This is a genomic window from Leclercia sp. LSNIH1, from assembly GCF_002902985.1.
Taxonomy (GTDB): domain Bacteria; phylum Pseudomonadota; class Gammaproteobacteria; order Enterobacterales; family Enterobacteriaceae; genus Enterobacter.
On sequence record NZ_CP026167.1, the window covers coordinates 948223 to 965032 of the forward strand.

Genomic DNA, 16810 nt, shown 5'->3' on the forward strand with positions numbered 1-16810 from the left:
TCTCTTCTTAACGCAATAAAAAAGGCGGTCTGATGACCGCCTTTATTTTAGCTACAGCCTACTTGGGATCAGGAGCTTTTCTTTTCGCGGCTATGCAGGCCACGTTTTTCCAGACCACGGTAGATCAGCTGTTGCTGAAGGATGGTTACCAGGTTGCTGACGATATAGTACAGCACCAGACCTGACGGGAACCACAGGAAGAACACGGTGAAGATGACCGGCATAAAGGTCATGATCTTCTGCTGCATCGGGTCGGTCACGGTGGTCGGCGACATCTTCTGGATGAAGAACATCGTCACGCCCATCAGGATCGGCAGGATGTAGTACGGGTCCTGTGCGGAGAGGTCATGGATCCACAGCGCGAACGGCGCGTGGCGCAGCTCAACGGAGCCCATCAGCATGTAGTAGAGCGCAAGGAAGATAGGCATCTGGATCAGCAGCGGGAAGCAGCCACCCAGCGGGTTCACTTTCTCGGCTTTGTACAGGGCCATCATCTCCTGGCTCTGACGCTGCTTGTCATCGCCCAGACGCTCACGCATCGCCTGAATCTTCGGCTGTAGCATACGCATCTTCGCCATGGAGGTGTACTGCGCTTTGGTCAGCGGGTACATGATGCCACGAACGATAAAGGTGATAACGATGATGGAGAAGCCCCAGTTACCCAGGAAGCTGTGGATCCACTTCAGCAGCTTGAACAGCGGCTGAGAGATGAACCACAACCAACCGTAGTCTACGGTCAGGTCCAGGTGCGGCGCCACGGCAGCCATTTTGTCCTGGATTTCCGGGCCGACCCACAGGGTGCTGGCCAGCGTACCGGTTTGACCCGGCTGAACCAGAACCGGCTGAGACTTATAGCCGATAGCGGCAACACCGTTACCCAGGTTCGCGGTATAGAAGTTGTTGGTACCGTCGTTATTCGGGATCCACGCGGTAGCGAAATACTGCTGCAGCATCGCAACCCAGCCGCCTTTGGAGCTGACGTTCAGGTTTTCGTTATCGGCGATGGTGTCGAACTTGTATTTCTCGTATTTCGCGTCTGGCGTAGAGTACGCTGCGCCGCGGAAGGTGTGCAGCGCGAAGTTGCTGCTTCCGGTGTCGCGGTGCGACGGCAGATTGATGGACTGCTTCAGCTGACCAAAGGTCGACACTTCCAGCGGCTTCGCTCCGGCGTTCTGTACGTTATAGCCCACGTTTACCGCAAACTCACCGCGTTTCAGGGTGAAGGTTTTGGTGAAGGTGTTACCCGCGGCGTCGGTGTAGGTCAGCGGAATGGTGATTTCGTTCTGACCATCGGCCAGCACAAAGGTATCGCTGTCTACGTTATACAGCGGACGCGCACCGTTAGCCGGGTTATCCGGGCCATCACGACCGGTCAGGCCGCTCTGTGCCTGATAGATAAACTCAGGCGTGGTTTCCAGCAGCTGGAAAGGTTCGGAAGACTTCAGCTCTTTCGGGTAGGTCAACAGCAGCGCCTGCTCAATATCACCACCACGGGTGTTGATAGTCAGCTCAAGCACATCGGTCTTAACCGTAATCTGTTTCCCCTGGCCACTGGCCGGTACGCCCTGGTCGGCGGCGCTACCCGCTGCGGTGGTCGTTGTCTGCGTGACCTGCTGCTGAGGTTGAGGATTTTTGTCCTGCTCCCAAGCCTGGAAGATCATGAAAGACACGAACAACAAAGCGATGATAAGAAGATTGCGTTGCGAATCCATCGTTAGTGTTCTCTGGTATCAAAAGGTCCTGGAGGGACGGGGTCGTCTCCACCTGGGTGTAAAGGGTGGCATTTTAATACGCGTTTCACCGTCAACCAACTGCCTTTTATCACTCCAAACCTGCGCAATGCCTCAATTCCGTATTGCGAACAGGTCGGTCTGAAACGGCAGTGTGGCCCGAGTAGCGGACTAATCAGGCGTTGATAGACCCGGATAAGGCCGATCAGGACCCGTGAGCCAGGCGACAGTGGCGGCGCCATAATTTTTCCAACGCTTCCGAGAGAGCACGGTTATCGAGGTCGGCAACCCCTTTTTTAGCCACCACCACGAAATCCATAGAAGGCAGTTCATGTTGACGTAAACGGAAGCTTTCACGCGTCAGACGTTTAATCCGATTGCGTTCATGCGCACGCTTAACGTTTTTCTTGGCGACAGTGAGACCGATACGGGGATGCCCCAGCGAATTTTGGCGGCCGAGAATGGTGATTTGCGGCGTGCCAGCCCGTTGTGGCTGCTGGAAGACGAAAGTGAAATGAGTGGGAGTTAACAAACGTAACTCCCTGGGAAATGCTAGCTTAACCACTCAGGGGTTAGCTTAATTACTTGGAAACGGTCAGACGTGAACGGCCTTTAGCACGACGACGTGCCAGAACCTGACGACCATTTTTAGTAGCCATACGAGCACGGAAGCCGTGAGAACGGTTGCGCTTCAGTACAGACGGTTGAAAAGTGCGTTTCATGGCGATTTCTACCTAAACTTGAATAAATTCAATGACTTTTTGTGGAGTCCGAACGAATAACGAACGATGGACGCCGAAGCCATGGGTGATTAAAGAGGCCGGATTGTAATAATTGTACACTCCGGAGTCAATTCTCTTTCCTTATTTCCCGCGTCTTTCCGCACGTTTTTAGCGTGCAAATTGAGCAGCGTCAGACGCAGGAAATCGAGTCCCACGCGCCGGGTGGGGAATTATACGGGCTCCCGGGCAAATCGCAAGGATCGTCCAGGATCTTCGTTAGATCATTTAAGCAAAAATTTGTCGCTACTCATTAATTTTTCCAATATGCGGCCTAAATCGCGGGGTCGCTTCGCCAGGATCGTTTACACTTACCCCGTTTCGATCCTCCTGTGGATAAATCGGGAAGAAACTGTGAGAAACAGAAGATCTCTGGCTCAGTTTAGGCTATGATCCGCGGTCCTGATCGCGATCCCAGGATCCAGAGCAGGTAAAAAAAACCGCAGACAGCGGTTCGCACGTCCCCCTAAACGCCGGGTTCTTTCGACGTGTGTCTACAATCATGACTATTCAATAGCTTTCTTTTTTGTTCGAGTGGAGTCCGCCGTGTCACTTTCGCTTTGGCAGCAGTGTCTTGCCCGATTGCAGGATGAGTTACCAGCCACAGAATTCAGTATGTGGATCCGCCCGTTGCAGGCGGAACTGAGCGATAACACGCTGGCTTTGTATGCGCCAAACCGTTTTGTGCTCGATTGGGTCAGGGACAAATACCTCAATAACATCAACGGACTGCTAAACGAATTTTGCGGTGCCGATGCCCCACAGCTGCGTTTTGAAGTGGGCACTAAACCGGTCACCCAAACCCTCAAAGAGACCGTTAACGTCGCCGCTGCGCCCGCGCAGACCGCGCAGGTTCAGATGCCGCGCGTCGCGCCTGCGCCGCGTGCGGGCTGGGATAACGTCCCGGCACCGGCAGAGCCAACCTACCGCTCTAACGTTAACGTCAAACACACCTTTGATAACTTCGTCGAAGGTAAATCGAACCAGCTGGCCCGCGCGGCGGCGCGCCAGGTGGCGGATAACCCGGGCGGCGCCTATAACCCGCTGTTCCTTTATGGCGGTACCGGTCTGGGTAAAACGCACCTGCTGCATGCGGTAGGCAATGGCATTATGGCGCGTAAGCCCAATGCCAAAGTGGTGTATATGCACTCCGAGCGCTTCGTTCAGGATATGGTAAAAGCCCTGCAAAACAATGCGATCGAAGAGTTTAAACGCTATTACCGTTCCGTTGATGCGCTGCTGATCGATGACATCCAGTTCTTTGCCAATAAAGAACGATCCCAGGAAGAGTTTTTCCACACCTTCAATGCGCTGCTGGAAGGCAATCAGCAGATCATTTTGACCTCGGATCGCTATCCAAAAGAGATCAACGGGGTTGAAGATCGTCTGAAATCGCGCTTCGGCTGGGGCCTGACCGTGGCGATCGAGCCACCGGAGCTGGAAACCCGCGTGGCGATCCTGATGAAAAAGGCCGACGAGAACGACATTCGTCTGCCGGGTGAGGTGGCGTTCTTTATCGCCAAGCGTCTGCGTTCCAACGTTCGTGAGCTTGAGGGCGCACTGAACCGCGTTATTGCTAACGCCAACTTTACCGGACGGGCGATCACCATCGATTTCGTGCGTGAGGCGCTGCGCGATCTGCTGGCGCTGCAGGAAAAACTGGTCACCATCGACAATATTCAGAAGACGGTGGCGGAGTACTACAAAATTAAAGTGGCAGATTTGCTGTCTAAACGTCGTTCCCGCTCGGTGGCGAGACCGCGTCAGATGGCGATGGCGCTGGCAAAGGAATTAACCAACCACAGTCTGCCGGAGATCGGCGATGCGTTTGGTGGCCGTGACCATACCACCGTGCTGCACGCCTGCCGTAAGATCGAGCAGCTGCGTGAAGAAAGCCACGACATAAAAGAAGACTTCTCCAATTTAATCAGAACATTATCATCGTGATGCTATGAAATTTACCGTTGAACGTGAACATTTATTAAAACCGCTGCAACAGGTGAGTGGCCCATTAGGCGGCCGCCCGACGCTGCCTATTCTTGGTAACCTGCTGCTGCAGGTGGCAGACGGCACGCTGTCGCTGACCGGGACCGATCTCGAGATGGAAATGGTCGCACGTGTGACGCTTTCTCAGCCTCACGAAGCGGGCGCAACCACCGTTCCGGCGCGTAAGTTCTTTGATATCTGCCGCGGACTGCCTGAAGGGGCAGAGATTGCCGTGCAGCTGGAAGGCGACCGTATGCTGGTGCGCTCTGGCCGCAGCCGTTTTTCGCTCTCTACGCTGCCTGCTGCTGACTTCCCGAACCTGGACGACTGGCAGAGTGAAGTCGAATTCACCCTGCCACAGGCCACCATGAAACGCCTGATTGAAGCTACCCAGTTCTCTATGGCGCATCAGGACGTTCGCTACTACTTAAACGGTATGCTGTTCGAAACCGAAGGGGAAGAGCTGCGTACCGTTGCCACCGACGGTCACCGCCTGGCGGTCTGCTCCATGCCGGTTGGCGTGACGCTGCCGAACCATTCGGTGATCGTACCGCGTAAAGGCGTGATTGAACTGATGCGTATGCTCGACGGCGGTGAAACCCCGCTGCGCGTGCAGATTGGCAGCAACAATATCCGCGCTCACGTGGGCGACTTCATCTTTACCTCCAAGCTGGTAGATGGCCGTTTCCCGGACTATCGCCGCGTATTGCCGAAGAACCCGGACAAAACGCTGGAAGCGGGCTGCGATATCCTCAAGCAGGCCTTTGCCCGCGCGGCAATCCTCTCCAACGAGAAGTTCCGCGGCGTGCGTCTGTATGTGAGCGAAAACCAGCTGAAGATCACGGCCAACAACCCGGAACAGGAAGAGGCCGAAGAGATTCTGGATGTCACCTATGCCGCAGGCACCGAGATGGAAATCGGCTTTAACGTCAGTTACGTGCTGGATGTGCTGAACGCGCTGAAGTGCGAGAACGTGCGTATTCTGCTGACCGACTCCGTGTCGAGCGTACAAATTGAAGATGCTGCCAGCCAGAGTGCGGCTTATGTTGTCATGCCAATGAGACTGTAATGTCGCTCACCCGCCTGTTGATCCGCGACTTTCGCAATATCGAAAGCGCGGATCTTGCTTTATCCCCCGGCTTTAACTTCCTGGTTGGCGCCAACGGCAGCGGCAAAACCAGCGTGCTGGAAGCCATCTATACGCTCGGCCATGGCCGGGCGTTTCGCAGTTTGCAGATTGGCCGCGTCATTCGCCACGAGCAGGACGCGTTTGTGCTTCATGGCCGTTTACGGGGCGAAGAGCACGAGACCGCCATCGGCCTGACCAAAGACAAGCACGGTGACAGCAAGGTACGCATCGACGGCACCGACGGGCACAAAGTGGCCGAGCTGGCGCTGCTGATGCCCATGCAGCTAATCACCCCCGAGGGGTTTACTTTACTCAACGGCGGCCCCAAATACAGAAGAGCCTTCCTCGACTGGGGATGCTTCCATAACGAAGCGGGCTTTTTTACCGCCTGGAGTAACCTCAAGCGGCTGCTGAAACAGCGCAATGCCGCGCTGCGCCAGGTGACCCGCTACGCCCAACTGCGGGCGTGGGATAAAGAGCTGATCCCGCTGGCGGAGCAGATTAGCCGCTGGCGTGCGGAGTACAGCGCCGGGATCGCGGAAGACATGGCGGACACCTGCCAGCAGTTTTTACCCGAGTTCTCCCTGAGCTTCTCCTTCCAGCGCGGCTGGGAGAAAGAGACAGATTATGCCGAGGTGCTGGAGCGAAGCTTCGAGCGCGATCGCATGCTGACCTACACCGCGCATGGCCCGCACAAGGCGGATTTCCGCATTCGTGCCGATGGCGCGCCGGTGGAAGACACCTTATCACGCGGGCAGCTTAAACTTCTGATGTGCGCCCTGCGCCTGGCGCAGGGCGAGTACTTAACCCGTGAGAGCGGGCGACGCTGTCTGTATCTGATTGATGATTTTGCCTCGGAACTTGACGACGCGCGGCGCGGGCTGCTTGCCAGCCGCTTAAAAGCCACGCAGTCGCAGGTTTTCGTCAGTGCGATTAGCGCTGAACACGTAATAGACATGTCGGACGAAAATTCGAAGATGTTTAACGTGGAAAAGGGTAAAATAACGGATTAACCCAAGAATAAATGAGCGAGAAACGTTGATGTCGAATTCTTATGACTCCTCCAGTATCAAAGTCCTGAAAGGGCTGGATGCGGTGCGTAAGCGCCCGGGTATGTATATCGGCGACACGGATGACGGCACCGGTCTGCACCACATGGTATTCGAGGTGGTAGATAACGCTATCGACGAAGCGCTCGCGGGTCACTGTAAAGACATTATCGTCACCATCCACGCCGATAACTCTGTTTCCGTACAGGATGATGGCCGTGGCATTCCGACCGGCATCCACCCGGAAGAGGGCGTCTCTGCGGCGGAAGTGATCATGACCGTTCTGCACGCGGGCGGTAAGTTCGATGATAACTCCTATAAAGTGTCCGGCGGTCTGCACGGCGTGGGCGTCTCTGTCGTTAACGCCCTGTCGCAGAAGCTGGAGCTGGTGATCAACCGCGAAGGTAAAATTCACCGTCAGGTCTATACCCACGGCGTGCCGCAGGCACCGCTGGCGGTAACGGGCGAGACGGAGAAAACCGGTACCACGGTCCGTTTCTGGCCGAGCCTCGAAACCTTCTCCAACGTGACCGAGTTCGAATATGACATCCTGGCGAAGCGTCTGCGCGAGCTGTCATTCCTGAACTCCGGCGTCTCGATTCGCCTGCGCGACAAGCGCGACGGCAAAGAAGACCACTTCCATTACGAAGGTGGTATCAAGGCGTTCGTTGAGTATCTGAACAAGAACAAAACGCCAATTCACCCAAATATCTTCTATTTCTCCACCGAAAAAGATGGTATCGGCGTGGAAGTGGCGTTGCAGTGGAACGACGGTTTCCAGGAAAACATCTACTGCTTCACCAATAACATTCCGCAGCGCGACGGCGGTACGCACCTGGTCGGCTTCCGTACGGCGATGACCCGTACCCTGAACGCCTACATGGACAAAGAAGGCTACAGCAAAAAAGCGAAAGTCAGCGCCACCGGTGACGATGCCCGTGAAGGCCTGATTGCCGTTGTCTCCGTGAAGGTACCGGATCCGAAGTTCTCCTCCCAGACCAAAGACAAGCTGGTCTCCTCTGAGGTGAAATCGGCGGTTGAACAGCAGATGAACGAGCTGCTGAGCGACTACCTGCAGGAAAACCCGTCCGACGCCAAAATCGTCGTCGGTAAAATTATCGATGCGGCGCGTGCCCGTGAAGCGGCGCGTAAAGCCCGTGAAATGACCCGTCGTAAAGGCGCGCTGGACTTAGCAGGCCTGCCGGGCAAACTGGCGGACTGCCAGGAACGCGACCCGGCGCTGTCCGAACTGTACCTTGTGGAAGGGGACTCTGCGGGCGGTTCTGCGAAGCAGGGCCGTAACCGTAAGAACCAGGCGATCCTGCCGCTGAAGGGTAAAATCCTCAACGTTGAGAAAGCGCGCTTCGACAAGATGCTCTCCTCTCAGGAAGTAGCAACCCTGATCACCGCCCTGGGCTGCGGTATTGGCCGCGACGAGTACAACCCGGACAAGCTGCGCTATCACAGCATCATCATCATGACCGATGCGGACGTCGACGGCTCGCACATTCGTACCCTGCTGCTGACCTTCTTCTACCGTCAGATGCCGGAGATCGTTGAGCGTGGCCACGTCTACATTGCCCAGCCGCCGCTCTACAAGGTGAAAAAAGGCAAGCAGGAGCAGTATATCAAAGATGACGAGGCGATGGATCAGTACCAGATCGCTATTGCTCTTGATGGCGCCACCCTGCACGCCAACTCAAGCGCCCCGGCGCTGGCGGGCGAGCCGCTGGAGCGTCTGGTCTCCGAGTACAACGCCACCCAGAAGATGATTGGCCGCATGGAGCGCCGTTATCCAAAAGCGCTGCTGAAGGCGCTGGTTTACCAGCCGACCCTGAACGAAGCCGATCTCGATAACGAGCAGGCGGTGACCCGCTGGGTAAATACCCTGGTCAGCGAGCTGAACGAGAACGAGCAGCACGGCAGCCAGTGGAAGTTCGATATTCAGCAGAACGCCGCCCAGCAGTTCGAGCCGGTGATCCGCGTGCGTACCCACGGCGTGGATACTGACTATCCGCTGGAGCATGAGTTCGTGACCGGCGCGGAATACCGTCGTATCTGCACCCTCGGCGAGAAGCTGCGTGGCCTGATTGAAGACGATGCGTTCATCGAACGTGGCGAACGCCGTCAGCCGGTTGCCAGCTTCGAGCAGGCGCTGGAGTGGCTGGTGAAAGAGTCCCGTCGTGGCCTCTCCATTCAGCGCTATAAAGGTCTGGGCGAAATGAACCCGGATCAGCTGTGGGAAACGACCATGGATCCGGAAAGCCGCCGCATGCTGCGGGTTACCGTTAAGGACGCGATTGCTGCCGACCAGCTGTTCACTACCCTGATGGGCGATGCGGTTGAACCCCGTCGCGCCTTCATCGAAGAGAACGCCCTGAAAGCGGCGAATATTGACATCTAAGCCGTTTGTTCCCCGGTGGCGCTGCGCTTACCGGGGCTACAGGTTTCGTAGGCCCGGTACGCGTCAGCGTCACCGGGCTTTTCTTTAGATGCAAAAGAGGAATTTCCTCTCCAGACCCCATCCCCTTTCTTACCGTGTTTTTTGAGCGGAATCGCGCTAGCATGAGGAAAGACTCATTCCAACCGGGGATCTCATGGCTATCAAACTCATTGCAATCGATATGGACGGCACGCTGCTGCTGCCAGACCACACCATCTCTCCTGCCGTTAAAAATGCGATTGCCGCAGCCCGGGAGAAGGGCGTGAACGTGGTGCTTTGCACCGGTCGCCCATATGCGGGGGTGCATAACTACCTGAAAGAGCTGCACATGAACGAGCCAGGAGATTACTGCATTACCTACAACGGTGCGCTGGTGCAGAAAGCGGCCGATGGCAGCACGGTGGCGCAGACGGCGCTGAGCTATGAAGACTATCGCTATCTGGAACAACTCTCCCGCGAGGTAGGCTCGCACTTCCACGCCCTCGACCGCACCACGCTGTACACCGCGAACCGCGACATCAGCTACTACACGGTACATGAATCCTACGTCGCCACCATCCCGCTGGTGTTCTGCGAAGCGGAAAAAATGGATCCCGAAACCCAGTTCCTGAAGGTTATGATGATCGATGAGCCCGCCATTCTCGACCAGGCCATCGCCCGCATTCCGGATGAGGTAAAAGAGAAGTACACCGTGCTGAAAAGTGCGCCGTACTTCCTCGAAATCCTCGATAAACGCGTCAATAAAGGCACCAGCGTGAAGTCGCTGGCCGAAACGCTGGGGATCAAGCCGGAAGAGATCATGACGCTCGGCGATCAGGAAAACGACATTGCGATGCTGGAATATGCTGGCTTAGGCGTGGCGATGGAGAACGCGATCCCGTCGGTGAAAGAGGTGGCTAACTTCGTCACTAAATCTAACCTCGAAGATGGCGTGGCCTACGCGATTGAGAAGTTTGTGCTGAATTAAAGCCTGGCAAAATACGCGCTCCCGAACCCGCACTCGTTGCGGGTTTTTTTATCCCCTCAAGAACCTTTCTTTAACATTCCTTTCACTGATTGCTCTTTTTGTGATCTGGATTGTAGTACAACACAATGTGATTGTACTACATTACGACCACAGCAATGACGAATGGCATCACGTTTGTACTGCAAAATTGAGGCGAAATTCAGCGGTCGCGGTAAAGTAGGGGCGGACCTACAGAGCACAAGGACTCTCCATGACTCTCAATAAAACCGATCGCATCGTCATCACGCTGGGCACTCAAATCGTGGGTGGCAAGTACGTTCCTGGGTCACCGCTGCCCGCCGAGGCAGAGCTGTGTGAGGAGTTTGAAACCTCACGCAACATCATCCGGGAAGTGTTCCGTTCGCTGATGGCGAAGCGGCTGATTGAAATGAAGCGTTATCGCGGCGCCTTTGTTGCCCCGCGTAACCAGTGGAACTACCTCGATACCGAGGTTTTGCAGTGGGTGCTGGAAAACGACTACGACCCACGGCTGATTGGCGCGATGAGCGAGGTGCGAAACCTGGTGGAGCCGGCAATAGCCCGCTGGGCGGCGGAACGCGCAACCTCTGGCGACCTCGCGCAAATTGAGGCGGCCCTGAACGATATGATCGCCAATAACCAGGATCGGGACGCCTTTAACGAGGCGGATATTCGCTACCACGAGGCGGTGTTGCAGTCGGTGCATAACCCGGTGCTACAGCAGCTTAGCGTGGCGATCAGCTCGTTACAGCGAGCAGTTTTTGAACGAACCTGGATGGGTGATGAGGCCAACATGCCGAAGACGCTCCAGGAACATAAAGCGCTGTTCGATGCGATACGCCATCAGGACAGCGATGCGGCAGAGCAGGCGGCGCTCACCATGATCGCCAGCTCGACACGAAGGCTGAAGGAAATCACATGACATCTCGCTACATCGCAATTGACTGGGGATCGACCAATCTGCGCGCCTGGCTCTACCAGGGCGAGCAGTGCCTGGAGAGCAGGCAATCAGAAGCAGGCGTCACGCGCCTGAACGGTAAATCTCCTGAAGCGGTGTTAGCAGAGGTGACACAAAACTGGCGCGACGGCGCCACGCCGGTGGTAATGGCAGGCATGGTTGGCAGCAACGTGGGTTGGAAGGTTGCACCATATCTGCCGGTTCCTGCCTGTTTCTCCGCTATTGGCGAACAGTTAACGTCTGTTGGCGACAATATCTGGATAATTCCGGGGCTATGCGTCTCCTGCGACGATAATCACAATGTGATGCGCGGTGAAGAAACCCAACTCCTCGGCGCGCGCACGCTCTCTCCTTCTTCTGTCTATGTCATGCCCGGTACGCACTGCAAATGGGTGCAAGCCGATGCTGAGCAGATCGCTGATTTTCGCACCGTGATGACCGGCGAATTACACCATTTACTGCTGAAGCATTCGCTGGTGGGGGCGGGGCTGCCGGAGCAGACAGCCTCGCCGGAAGCATTTGCCGCCGGGCTTGAGCGTGGGATCGCTTCCCCCGCCGTTTTGCCGCAGCTTTTTGAGGTTCGCGCCTCGCACGTGCTGGGAACCCTTCCCCGCGAGCATGTGAGCGAATTTTTATCGGGCCTGCTGATTGGCGCAGAAGTCGCCACCCTGAGCGAACAGTTCGCCGGGCAGCAGTCCATCACCCTCGTCGCGGGTTCATCGCTGACCGCTCGTTACCGCCAGGCGTTCCACGCCATCGGGCGTGACGTGGCGGCGGTGGAGGGCGACACGGCATTTCAGGCAGGAATAAGGAGCATCGCTCATGCAGTGGCAAACTAATCTTCCCCTTATCGCGATTCTGCGCGGCATCACCCCTGACGAGGCCATTGCCCACGTTGGTGCGGTGATCGACGCCGGGTTCGACGCGGTGGAAATCCCGCTCAACTCCCTGGAATGGGAAAAAAGCATTCCGGCGGTCGTGGATGCGTTTGGTGACAAAGCGCTGATCGGCGCGGGGACCGTATTACAGCCGGAGCAGGTGGACAGCCTGGCGAAGATGGGCTGTAAGCTCATTGTGACGCCCAATATCAACCCTGAGGTGATCCGCCGCGCTGTGGGCTACGGCATGACGGTTTGTCCCGGATGCGCCACGGCGACAGAAGCCTTTACCGCTCTCGATGCGGGCGCACAGTCGCTCAAAATCTTCCCGTCGTCGGCCTTTGGCCCGGATTACATCAAAGCGCTGAAAGCGGTGTTGCCCGCCAGCGTACCGGTCTTTGCCGTGGGCGGCGTCACGCCCGAAAACCTGGCCCAGTGGATGAACGCGGGCTGTGTAGGGGCCGGTCTGGGTAGCGATCTCTATCGCGCCGGGCAGTCCATTGAGCGTACCGCACAGCAGGCGGCAGCATTTGTAAAAGCGTATCGAGAGGCAATGCAATGAAAATAACCAAACTCACCACCTACCGTTTACCGCCGCGTTGGATGTTCCTGAAAATCGAAACCGACGAAGGGGTGGTTGGCTGGGGCGAGCCGGTGATTGAAGGCCGTGCGCGCACCGTTGAAGCGGCGGTGCATGAGCTGGGCGAATATCTGATTGGTCAGGATCCGGCGCGTATTAACGACCTGTGGCAGGTGATGTACCGTGCGGGCTTCTACCGCGGCGGCCCAATCCTGATGAGCGCCATCGCCGGTATCGACCAGGCGCTGTGGGATATCAAAGGCAAAGTGCTGAACGCCCCGGTCTGGCAGCTGATGGGGGGCCTGGTACGCGACAAAATCAAAGCCTACAGCTGGGTGGGCGGTGACCGTCCGGCGGAAGTGATCGACGGCATTAGCAAGCTGCGCAGCATCGGTTTCGACACCTTCAAACTTAACGGCTGCGAAGAGATGGGCGTGATTGATAACTCGCGGGCGGTGGATCGCGCGGTAAATACCGTGGCGCAAATCCGTGAAGCCTTCGGCAACGAGATTGAGTTTGGTCTCGATTTCCACGGTCGCGTCAGCGCGCCGATGGCGAAACTGCTGATCAAAGAACTGGAGCCGTACCGTCCGCTGTTTATCGAGGAGCCGGTGCTGGCCGAGCAGGCCGAGTACTACCCGAAACTGGCGGAGCAGACGCACATTCCGATCGCGGCGGGCGAACGCATGTTCTCGCGCTTCGAGTTTAAACGCGTGCTGGAAGCGGGCGGGATTGCGATCCTGCAACCGGACCTCTCCCACGCGGGCGGCATCACCGAATGCTACAAAATTGCCGGGATGGCAGAAGCCTATGACGTGGCCCTGGCACCGCACTGCCCGCTGGGCCCGATTGCGCTGGCAGCCTGTCTGCACGTGGACTTTGTCTCGCGCAACGCGGTATTCCAGGAGCAGAGTATGGGCATTCACTATAACAAGGGCGCGGAACTGCTCGACTTTGTGAAGAATAAAGAAGACTTCAGCATGGAAGGCGGTTTCTTCAAACCGTTAACGAAGCCGGGCCTTGGCGTGGAGATCGACGAAGCCAAAGTCATTGAGCTGAGTAAAAATGCGCCGGACTGGCGTAATCCGTTATGGCGTCACGAGGACGGCAGCGTAGCGGAATGGTGATCACCACGCCGTAGGCCCGGTAAGCGCAGCGCCACCGGGCAACAATCTCACAGACAAAAATATAACCCTCTGTAAATTACAGGGCATGGTGAGCGGCCTCGCTATGCCCAAAATCTGGAGACAGATTGCGATGGATATTCCAGTTACAGCTACCAAAACCGGGCGTCGCCGCTACCTGACGCTGATGATGATCTTTATTACCGTGGTCATCTGTTATGTCGACCGCGCCAACCTTGCCGTGGCTTCGGCCCATATTCAGGAGGAGTTCGGCATTACCAAAGCGGAGATGGGCTACGTCTTCTCGGCGTTTGCCTGGCTCTATACGCTATGCCAGATCCCGGGCGGTTGGTTCCTCGACCGCATCGGCTCGCGCCTGACCTACTTTATCGCTATTTTCGGCTGGTCCGTGGCGACCCTGTTCCAGGGTTTTGCTACTGGCTTAATGTCGCTGATTGGCCTGCGCGCGATCACCGGTATTTTCGAAGCGCCAGCATTCCCGACCAATAACCGCATGGTCACCAGCTGGTTCCCTGAACATGAGCGCGCCTCTGCCGTCGGGTTCTATACCTCCGGGCAGTTTGTTGGTCTGGCGTTCCTGACCCCGCTGCTGATCTAGATCCAGGAGCTGCTGAGTTGGCACTGGGTGTTCATCGTCACCGGCGGGATCGGCATCATCTGGTCGTTTATCTGGATTAAGGTCTATCAGCCGCCGCGCCTGACCAAAAGCATCAGCAAAGCCGAGCTGGATTATATTCGCGATGGCGGCGGTCTGGTGGATGGCGATGCGCCAGTGAAAAAAGAGGCGCGCCAGCCGCTGACCAAAGCTGACTGGAAGCTGGTCTTCCACCGTAAGCTGGTGGGCGTTTACCTTGGCCAGTTTGCGGTGACCTCCACGCTGTGGTTCTTCCTGACCTGGTTCCCGAACTACCTGACCCAGGAGAAAGGCATCACCGCGCTGAAGGCGGGCTTTATGACCACCGTGCCGTTCCTGGCGGCCTTCTTTGGCGTGCTGCTCTCCGGCTGGCTGGCGGATAAGCTGGTGAAAAAAGGGTTCTCCCTCGGCGTGGCGCGTAAAACGCCGATCATCTGCGGGCTGCTGATCTCCACCTGCATCATGGGCGCAAACTACACCAACGATCCGGTATGGATTATGACCCTGATGGCGGTGGCCTTCTTTGGGAATGGCTTTGCCTCCATCACCTGGTCGCTGGTGTCGTCGCTGGCCCCGATGCGTCTGATTGGTCTGACCGGCGGGGTGTTTAACTTCGTTGGCGGCCTGGGCGGGATCACCGTTCCACTGGTGATTGGCTACCTGGCGCAGGACTACGGTTTTGGCCCGGCACTGGTCTATATCTCCGCGGTGGCCCTGATTGGCGCGCTCTCCTACATCCTGCTGGTGGGCGATGTTAAACGGGTAGGCTAATCTCCTGCAATGCTATACCCTGATGCGACATCCGCGCATCAGGGTATCCTCATGAAACAAATCACTTTCGCTCCCCGCAACCATCAGCTCACCAATACCCGTACCTGGACCGCAGACAGCCAGTGGCTGGCTTTTGACGTCCGGCCTTCCGGGGCGTCGTTTACCGGCGAAACCATTGAACGAGTGAATGTTAAAACCGGCGACGTCGAGGTGATCTATCGCGCCAGCAACGGTGCGCATGTGGGGGTTGTCACCGTCCATCCGACGGCTGATAAATACGTTTTTATCCACGGCCCGCAACATCCCGACGCCCACTGGCAGTACGACTTCCATCACCGTCAGGGGGTGGTTGCAGAGCGCGGGCAGGTGAGCAATCTTGATGCGATGGATATCACCCCGCCTTTCACCTCCGGCGCGCTGCGCGGTGGCAGTCATGTTCATGTGTATAGCCCGGACGGGCAGTTCGTCAGCTTTACCTATAACGACCATGTGTTGCACACGCTCGATCCGACGCTGGATTTACGTAACGTGGGCGTGGCCGCGCCTTATGGCCCGGTGACCCCTGCGGGCCACCATCCGCGGGAGTATGCCGGTACGCACTGGAGCGTGCTGGTCAGCCGTACCACCCCCGCGCCACAGCCGGGCAGCGATGAGATCAACCGTGCCTACGAAGAGGGCTGGGTCGGTAATCATCAACTGGCTTTTATCGGCGATACCCTTACCGCCAGCGGCAAGAAGGTGCCGGAGCTGTTTATCGTTGACCTGCCGAAAGAGGAACAGGGCTGGAAACAGGCGGGCGATCTACCGCTTCAGGGCACGGCAGATCGCATGCCCGCCCCGCCTGCCGGGGTCATGCAGCGCCGTTTAACCTTTACTCACGGCAACCGCTATCCGGGGCTGGTGAACGTGCCGCGCCACTGGGTGCGCAGCAACCCCCAGGCGACACAAATCGCGTTCCTGATGCGGGATGATAACGGCGTGGTGCAGCTGTGGCTGATCGCCCCTGAAGGGGGTGAACCCCGTCAGCTTACCCATAACCCAAGCGATATTCAGTCGGCCTTTAACTGGCATCCGGCGGGCCATTCACTGGGATTTGTGCTGGAGGATCGCATTGCAACCTGTGATGCGGCGTCTGGTGCTGTGACGTTTTTGACGTCCGATCACGGCAATCCGCCGTCGGGTGATGCGGTGAATTACTCTCCGGATGGGCACACCATTGCCTGGATGGAGGAGATCGACGGATTCCGGCAGCTGTGGGTGACAGAGACCGGACGCTAATCAGCGAGAGGGCATCCCGGCGGGCGGGATCACGGCGTTGGTCGCCAGGGTCTCTTGCTCGCTTTGCTCCACGCGGGAGCGAACGGATTTATCGGTGCGGAAGAGGTCCCACGGCAGCAGCAGGGTATCGACCACCGCGGTAAATGGCATATCGAGCACCACCAGCGATTTCGTTCCCCAGTGGGTATCGTCGTCAGCCAGCATAGTCGCGCTGGCTCGCGTGCCGGGATAGGTTCCTTCTTTACCGCCGGTGTGAGACATCACGCTCGAACACCCGCAAAGCACAACCACTGCGCTGAACGTCGTCAGTTTTATCAGAACATTTTTCATCATCAGTTAGTCATCATCAATGGCACGGCATAAACCTGCTACCGGGTTTATAACGGGCCATTCTCAAAATGAATAGTTGAAAAGTACCGCTCTGTGGCACCTATCGCATTTTAACCTTACGTGCTGTAGACCCAG

15 protein-coding genes and 1 pseudogene are annotated in these 16810 nt (G+C 57.0%); 11 read left to right on the forward strand and 5 right to left on the reverse strand.

Annotated elements, in window-relative coordinates; translation table 11 throughout:
- Positions 1 to 68: 68 nt before the first annotated feature.
- Genes yidC through rpmH form a run of 4 tightly spaced genes read right to left on the reverse strand, consistent with a single transcriptional unit; the run spans position 69 to position 2452 of the window.
- Positions 69 to 1712, reverse strand: coding sequence for a membrane protein insertase YidC (gene yidC / locus C2U54_RS04845; protein WP_103177628.1), 1644 nt, complete (start codon positions 1710 to 1712; stop codon positions 69 to 71).
- 2 nt (positions 1713 to 1714) lie between these two features.
- Positions 1715 to 1972 (reverse strand): membrane protein insertion efficiency factor YidD, encoded by a 258-nt coding sequence (yidD, locus tag C2U54_RS04850; RefSeq protein ID WP_072036746.1) that lies wholly within the window; start codon positions 1970 to 1972, stop codon positions 1715 to 1717.
- The gene (gene rnpA, locus C2U54_RS04855) at positions 1936 to 2295 is read right to left on the reverse strand and encodes a ribonuclease P protein component (protein ID WP_014072458.1); all 360 of its coding nucleotides are present in this window, start codon (positions 2293 to 2295) and stop codon (positions 1936 to 1938) included. Before rnpA ends, yidD begins: the two co-directional genes overlap by 37 nt.
- 16 nt (positions 2296 to 2311) lie before the next feature.
- Positions 2312 to 2452 (reverse strand): 50S ribosomal protein L34, encoded by a 141-nt coding sequence (gene rpmH / locus C2U54_RS04860; protein WP_003849659.1) that lies wholly within the window; start codon positions 2450 to 2452, stop codon positions 2312 to 2314.
- Positions 2453 to 3055: 603 nt separating this feature from the next.
- Between rpmH and dnaA the strand changes: the two genes are divergently transcribed.
- From dnaA to C2U54_RS04920, 11 genes and pseudogenes are all read left to right on the forward strand, one after another.
- Positions 3056 to 4456 carry a chromosomal replication initiator protein DnaA gene (gene dnaA, locus C2U54_RS04870; protein WP_103177629.1) on the forward strand — a complete coding sequence of 467 codons (1401 nt, stop codon included), beginning with the start codon at positions 3056 to 3058 and terminating at the stop codon, positions 4454 to 4456.
- A 4-nt stretch (positions 4457 to 4460) separates the two neighbouring features.
- Positions 4461 to 5564 (forward strand): DNA polymerase III subunit beta, encoded by a 1104-nt coding sequence (gene dnaN, locus C2U54_RS04875; protein ID WP_103177630.1) that lies wholly within the window; start codon positions 4461 to 4463, stop codon positions 5562 to 5564.
- Complete coding sequence (gene recF / locus C2U54_RS04880; protein WP_103177631.1) at positions 5564 to 6637, forward strand: DNA replication/repair protein RecF; 1074 nt, start codon at positions 5564 to 5566, stop codon at positions 6635 to 6637. Before dnaN ends, recF begins: the two co-directional genes overlap by 1 nt.
- 28 nt (positions 6638 to 6665) lie before the next feature.
- The gene (gene gyrB, locus C2U54_RS04885) at positions 6666 to 9077 is read left to right on the forward strand and encodes a DNA topoisomerase (ATP-hydrolyzing) subunit B (RefSeq protein ID WP_103177632.1); all 2412 of its coding nucleotides are present in this window, start codon (positions 6666 to 6668) and stop codon (positions 9075 to 9077) included.
- A gap of 193 nt (positions 9078 to 9270) precedes the next feature.
- Positions 9271 to 10083 carry a sugar-phosphatase gene (yidA, locus tag C2U54_RS04890; protein ID WP_103177633.1) on the forward strand — a complete coding sequence of 271 codons (813 nt, stop codon included), beginning with the start codon at positions 9271 to 9273 and terminating at the stop codon, positions 10081 to 10083.
- A 250-nt stretch (positions 10084 to 10333) separates the two neighbouring features.
- Positions 10334 to 11023: a D-galactonate utilization transcriptional regulator DgoR gene (gene dgoR / locus C2U54_RS04895; RefSeq protein WP_103177634.1), complete on the forward strand. Its 690-nt coding sequence runs from the start codon at positions 10334 to 10336 to the stop codon at positions 11021 to 11023.
- Positions 11020 to 11898: a 2-dehydro-3-deoxygalactonokinase gene (locus C2U54_RS04900; RefSeq protein WP_103177635.1), complete on the forward strand. Its 879-nt coding sequence runs from the start codon at positions 11020 to 11022 to the stop codon at positions 11896 to 11898. The genes dgoR and C2U54_RS04900 overlap by 4 nt, the downstream gene beginning before the upstream one ends.
- Complete coding sequence (locus C2U54_RS04905; RefSeq protein ID WP_103177636.1) at positions 11882 to 12499, forward strand: 2-dehydro-3-deoxy-6-phosphogalactonate aldolase; 618 nt, start codon at positions 11882 to 11884, stop codon at positions 12497 to 12499. Before C2U54_RS04900 ends, C2U54_RS04905 begins: the two co-directional genes overlap by 17 nt.
- Complete coding sequence (gene dgoD, locus C2U54_RS04910) at positions 12496 to 13644, forward strand: galactonate dehydratase (protein WP_103177637.1); 1149 nt, start codon at positions 12496 to 12498, stop codon at positions 13642 to 13644. The genes C2U54_RS04905 and dgoD overlap by 4 nt, the downstream gene beginning before the upstream one ends.
- An 85-nt stretch (positions 13645 to 13729) precedes the next feature.
- Positions 13730 to 15067: pseudogene (locus tag C2U54_RS04915) on the forward strand (MFS transporter).
- Positions 15068 to 15118: 51 nt separating this feature from the next.
- The gene (locus C2U54_RS04920; protein WP_199184426.1) at positions 15119 to 16345 is read left to right on the forward strand and encodes a DUF3748 domain-containing protein; all 1227 of its coding nucleotides are present in this window, start codon (positions 15119 to 15121) and stop codon (positions 16343 to 16345) included.
- Here C2U54_RS04920 and C2U54_RS04925 read toward each other — a convergent pair whose 3' ends face one another.
- The gene (locus C2U54_RS04925) at positions 16346 to 16678 is read right to left on the reverse strand and encodes a YceK/YidQ family lipoprotein (protein WP_103177639.1); all 333 of its coding nucleotides are present in this window, start codon (positions 16676 to 16678) and stop codon (positions 16346 to 16348) included.
- Positions 16679 to 16810 lie beyond the last annotated feature (132 nt).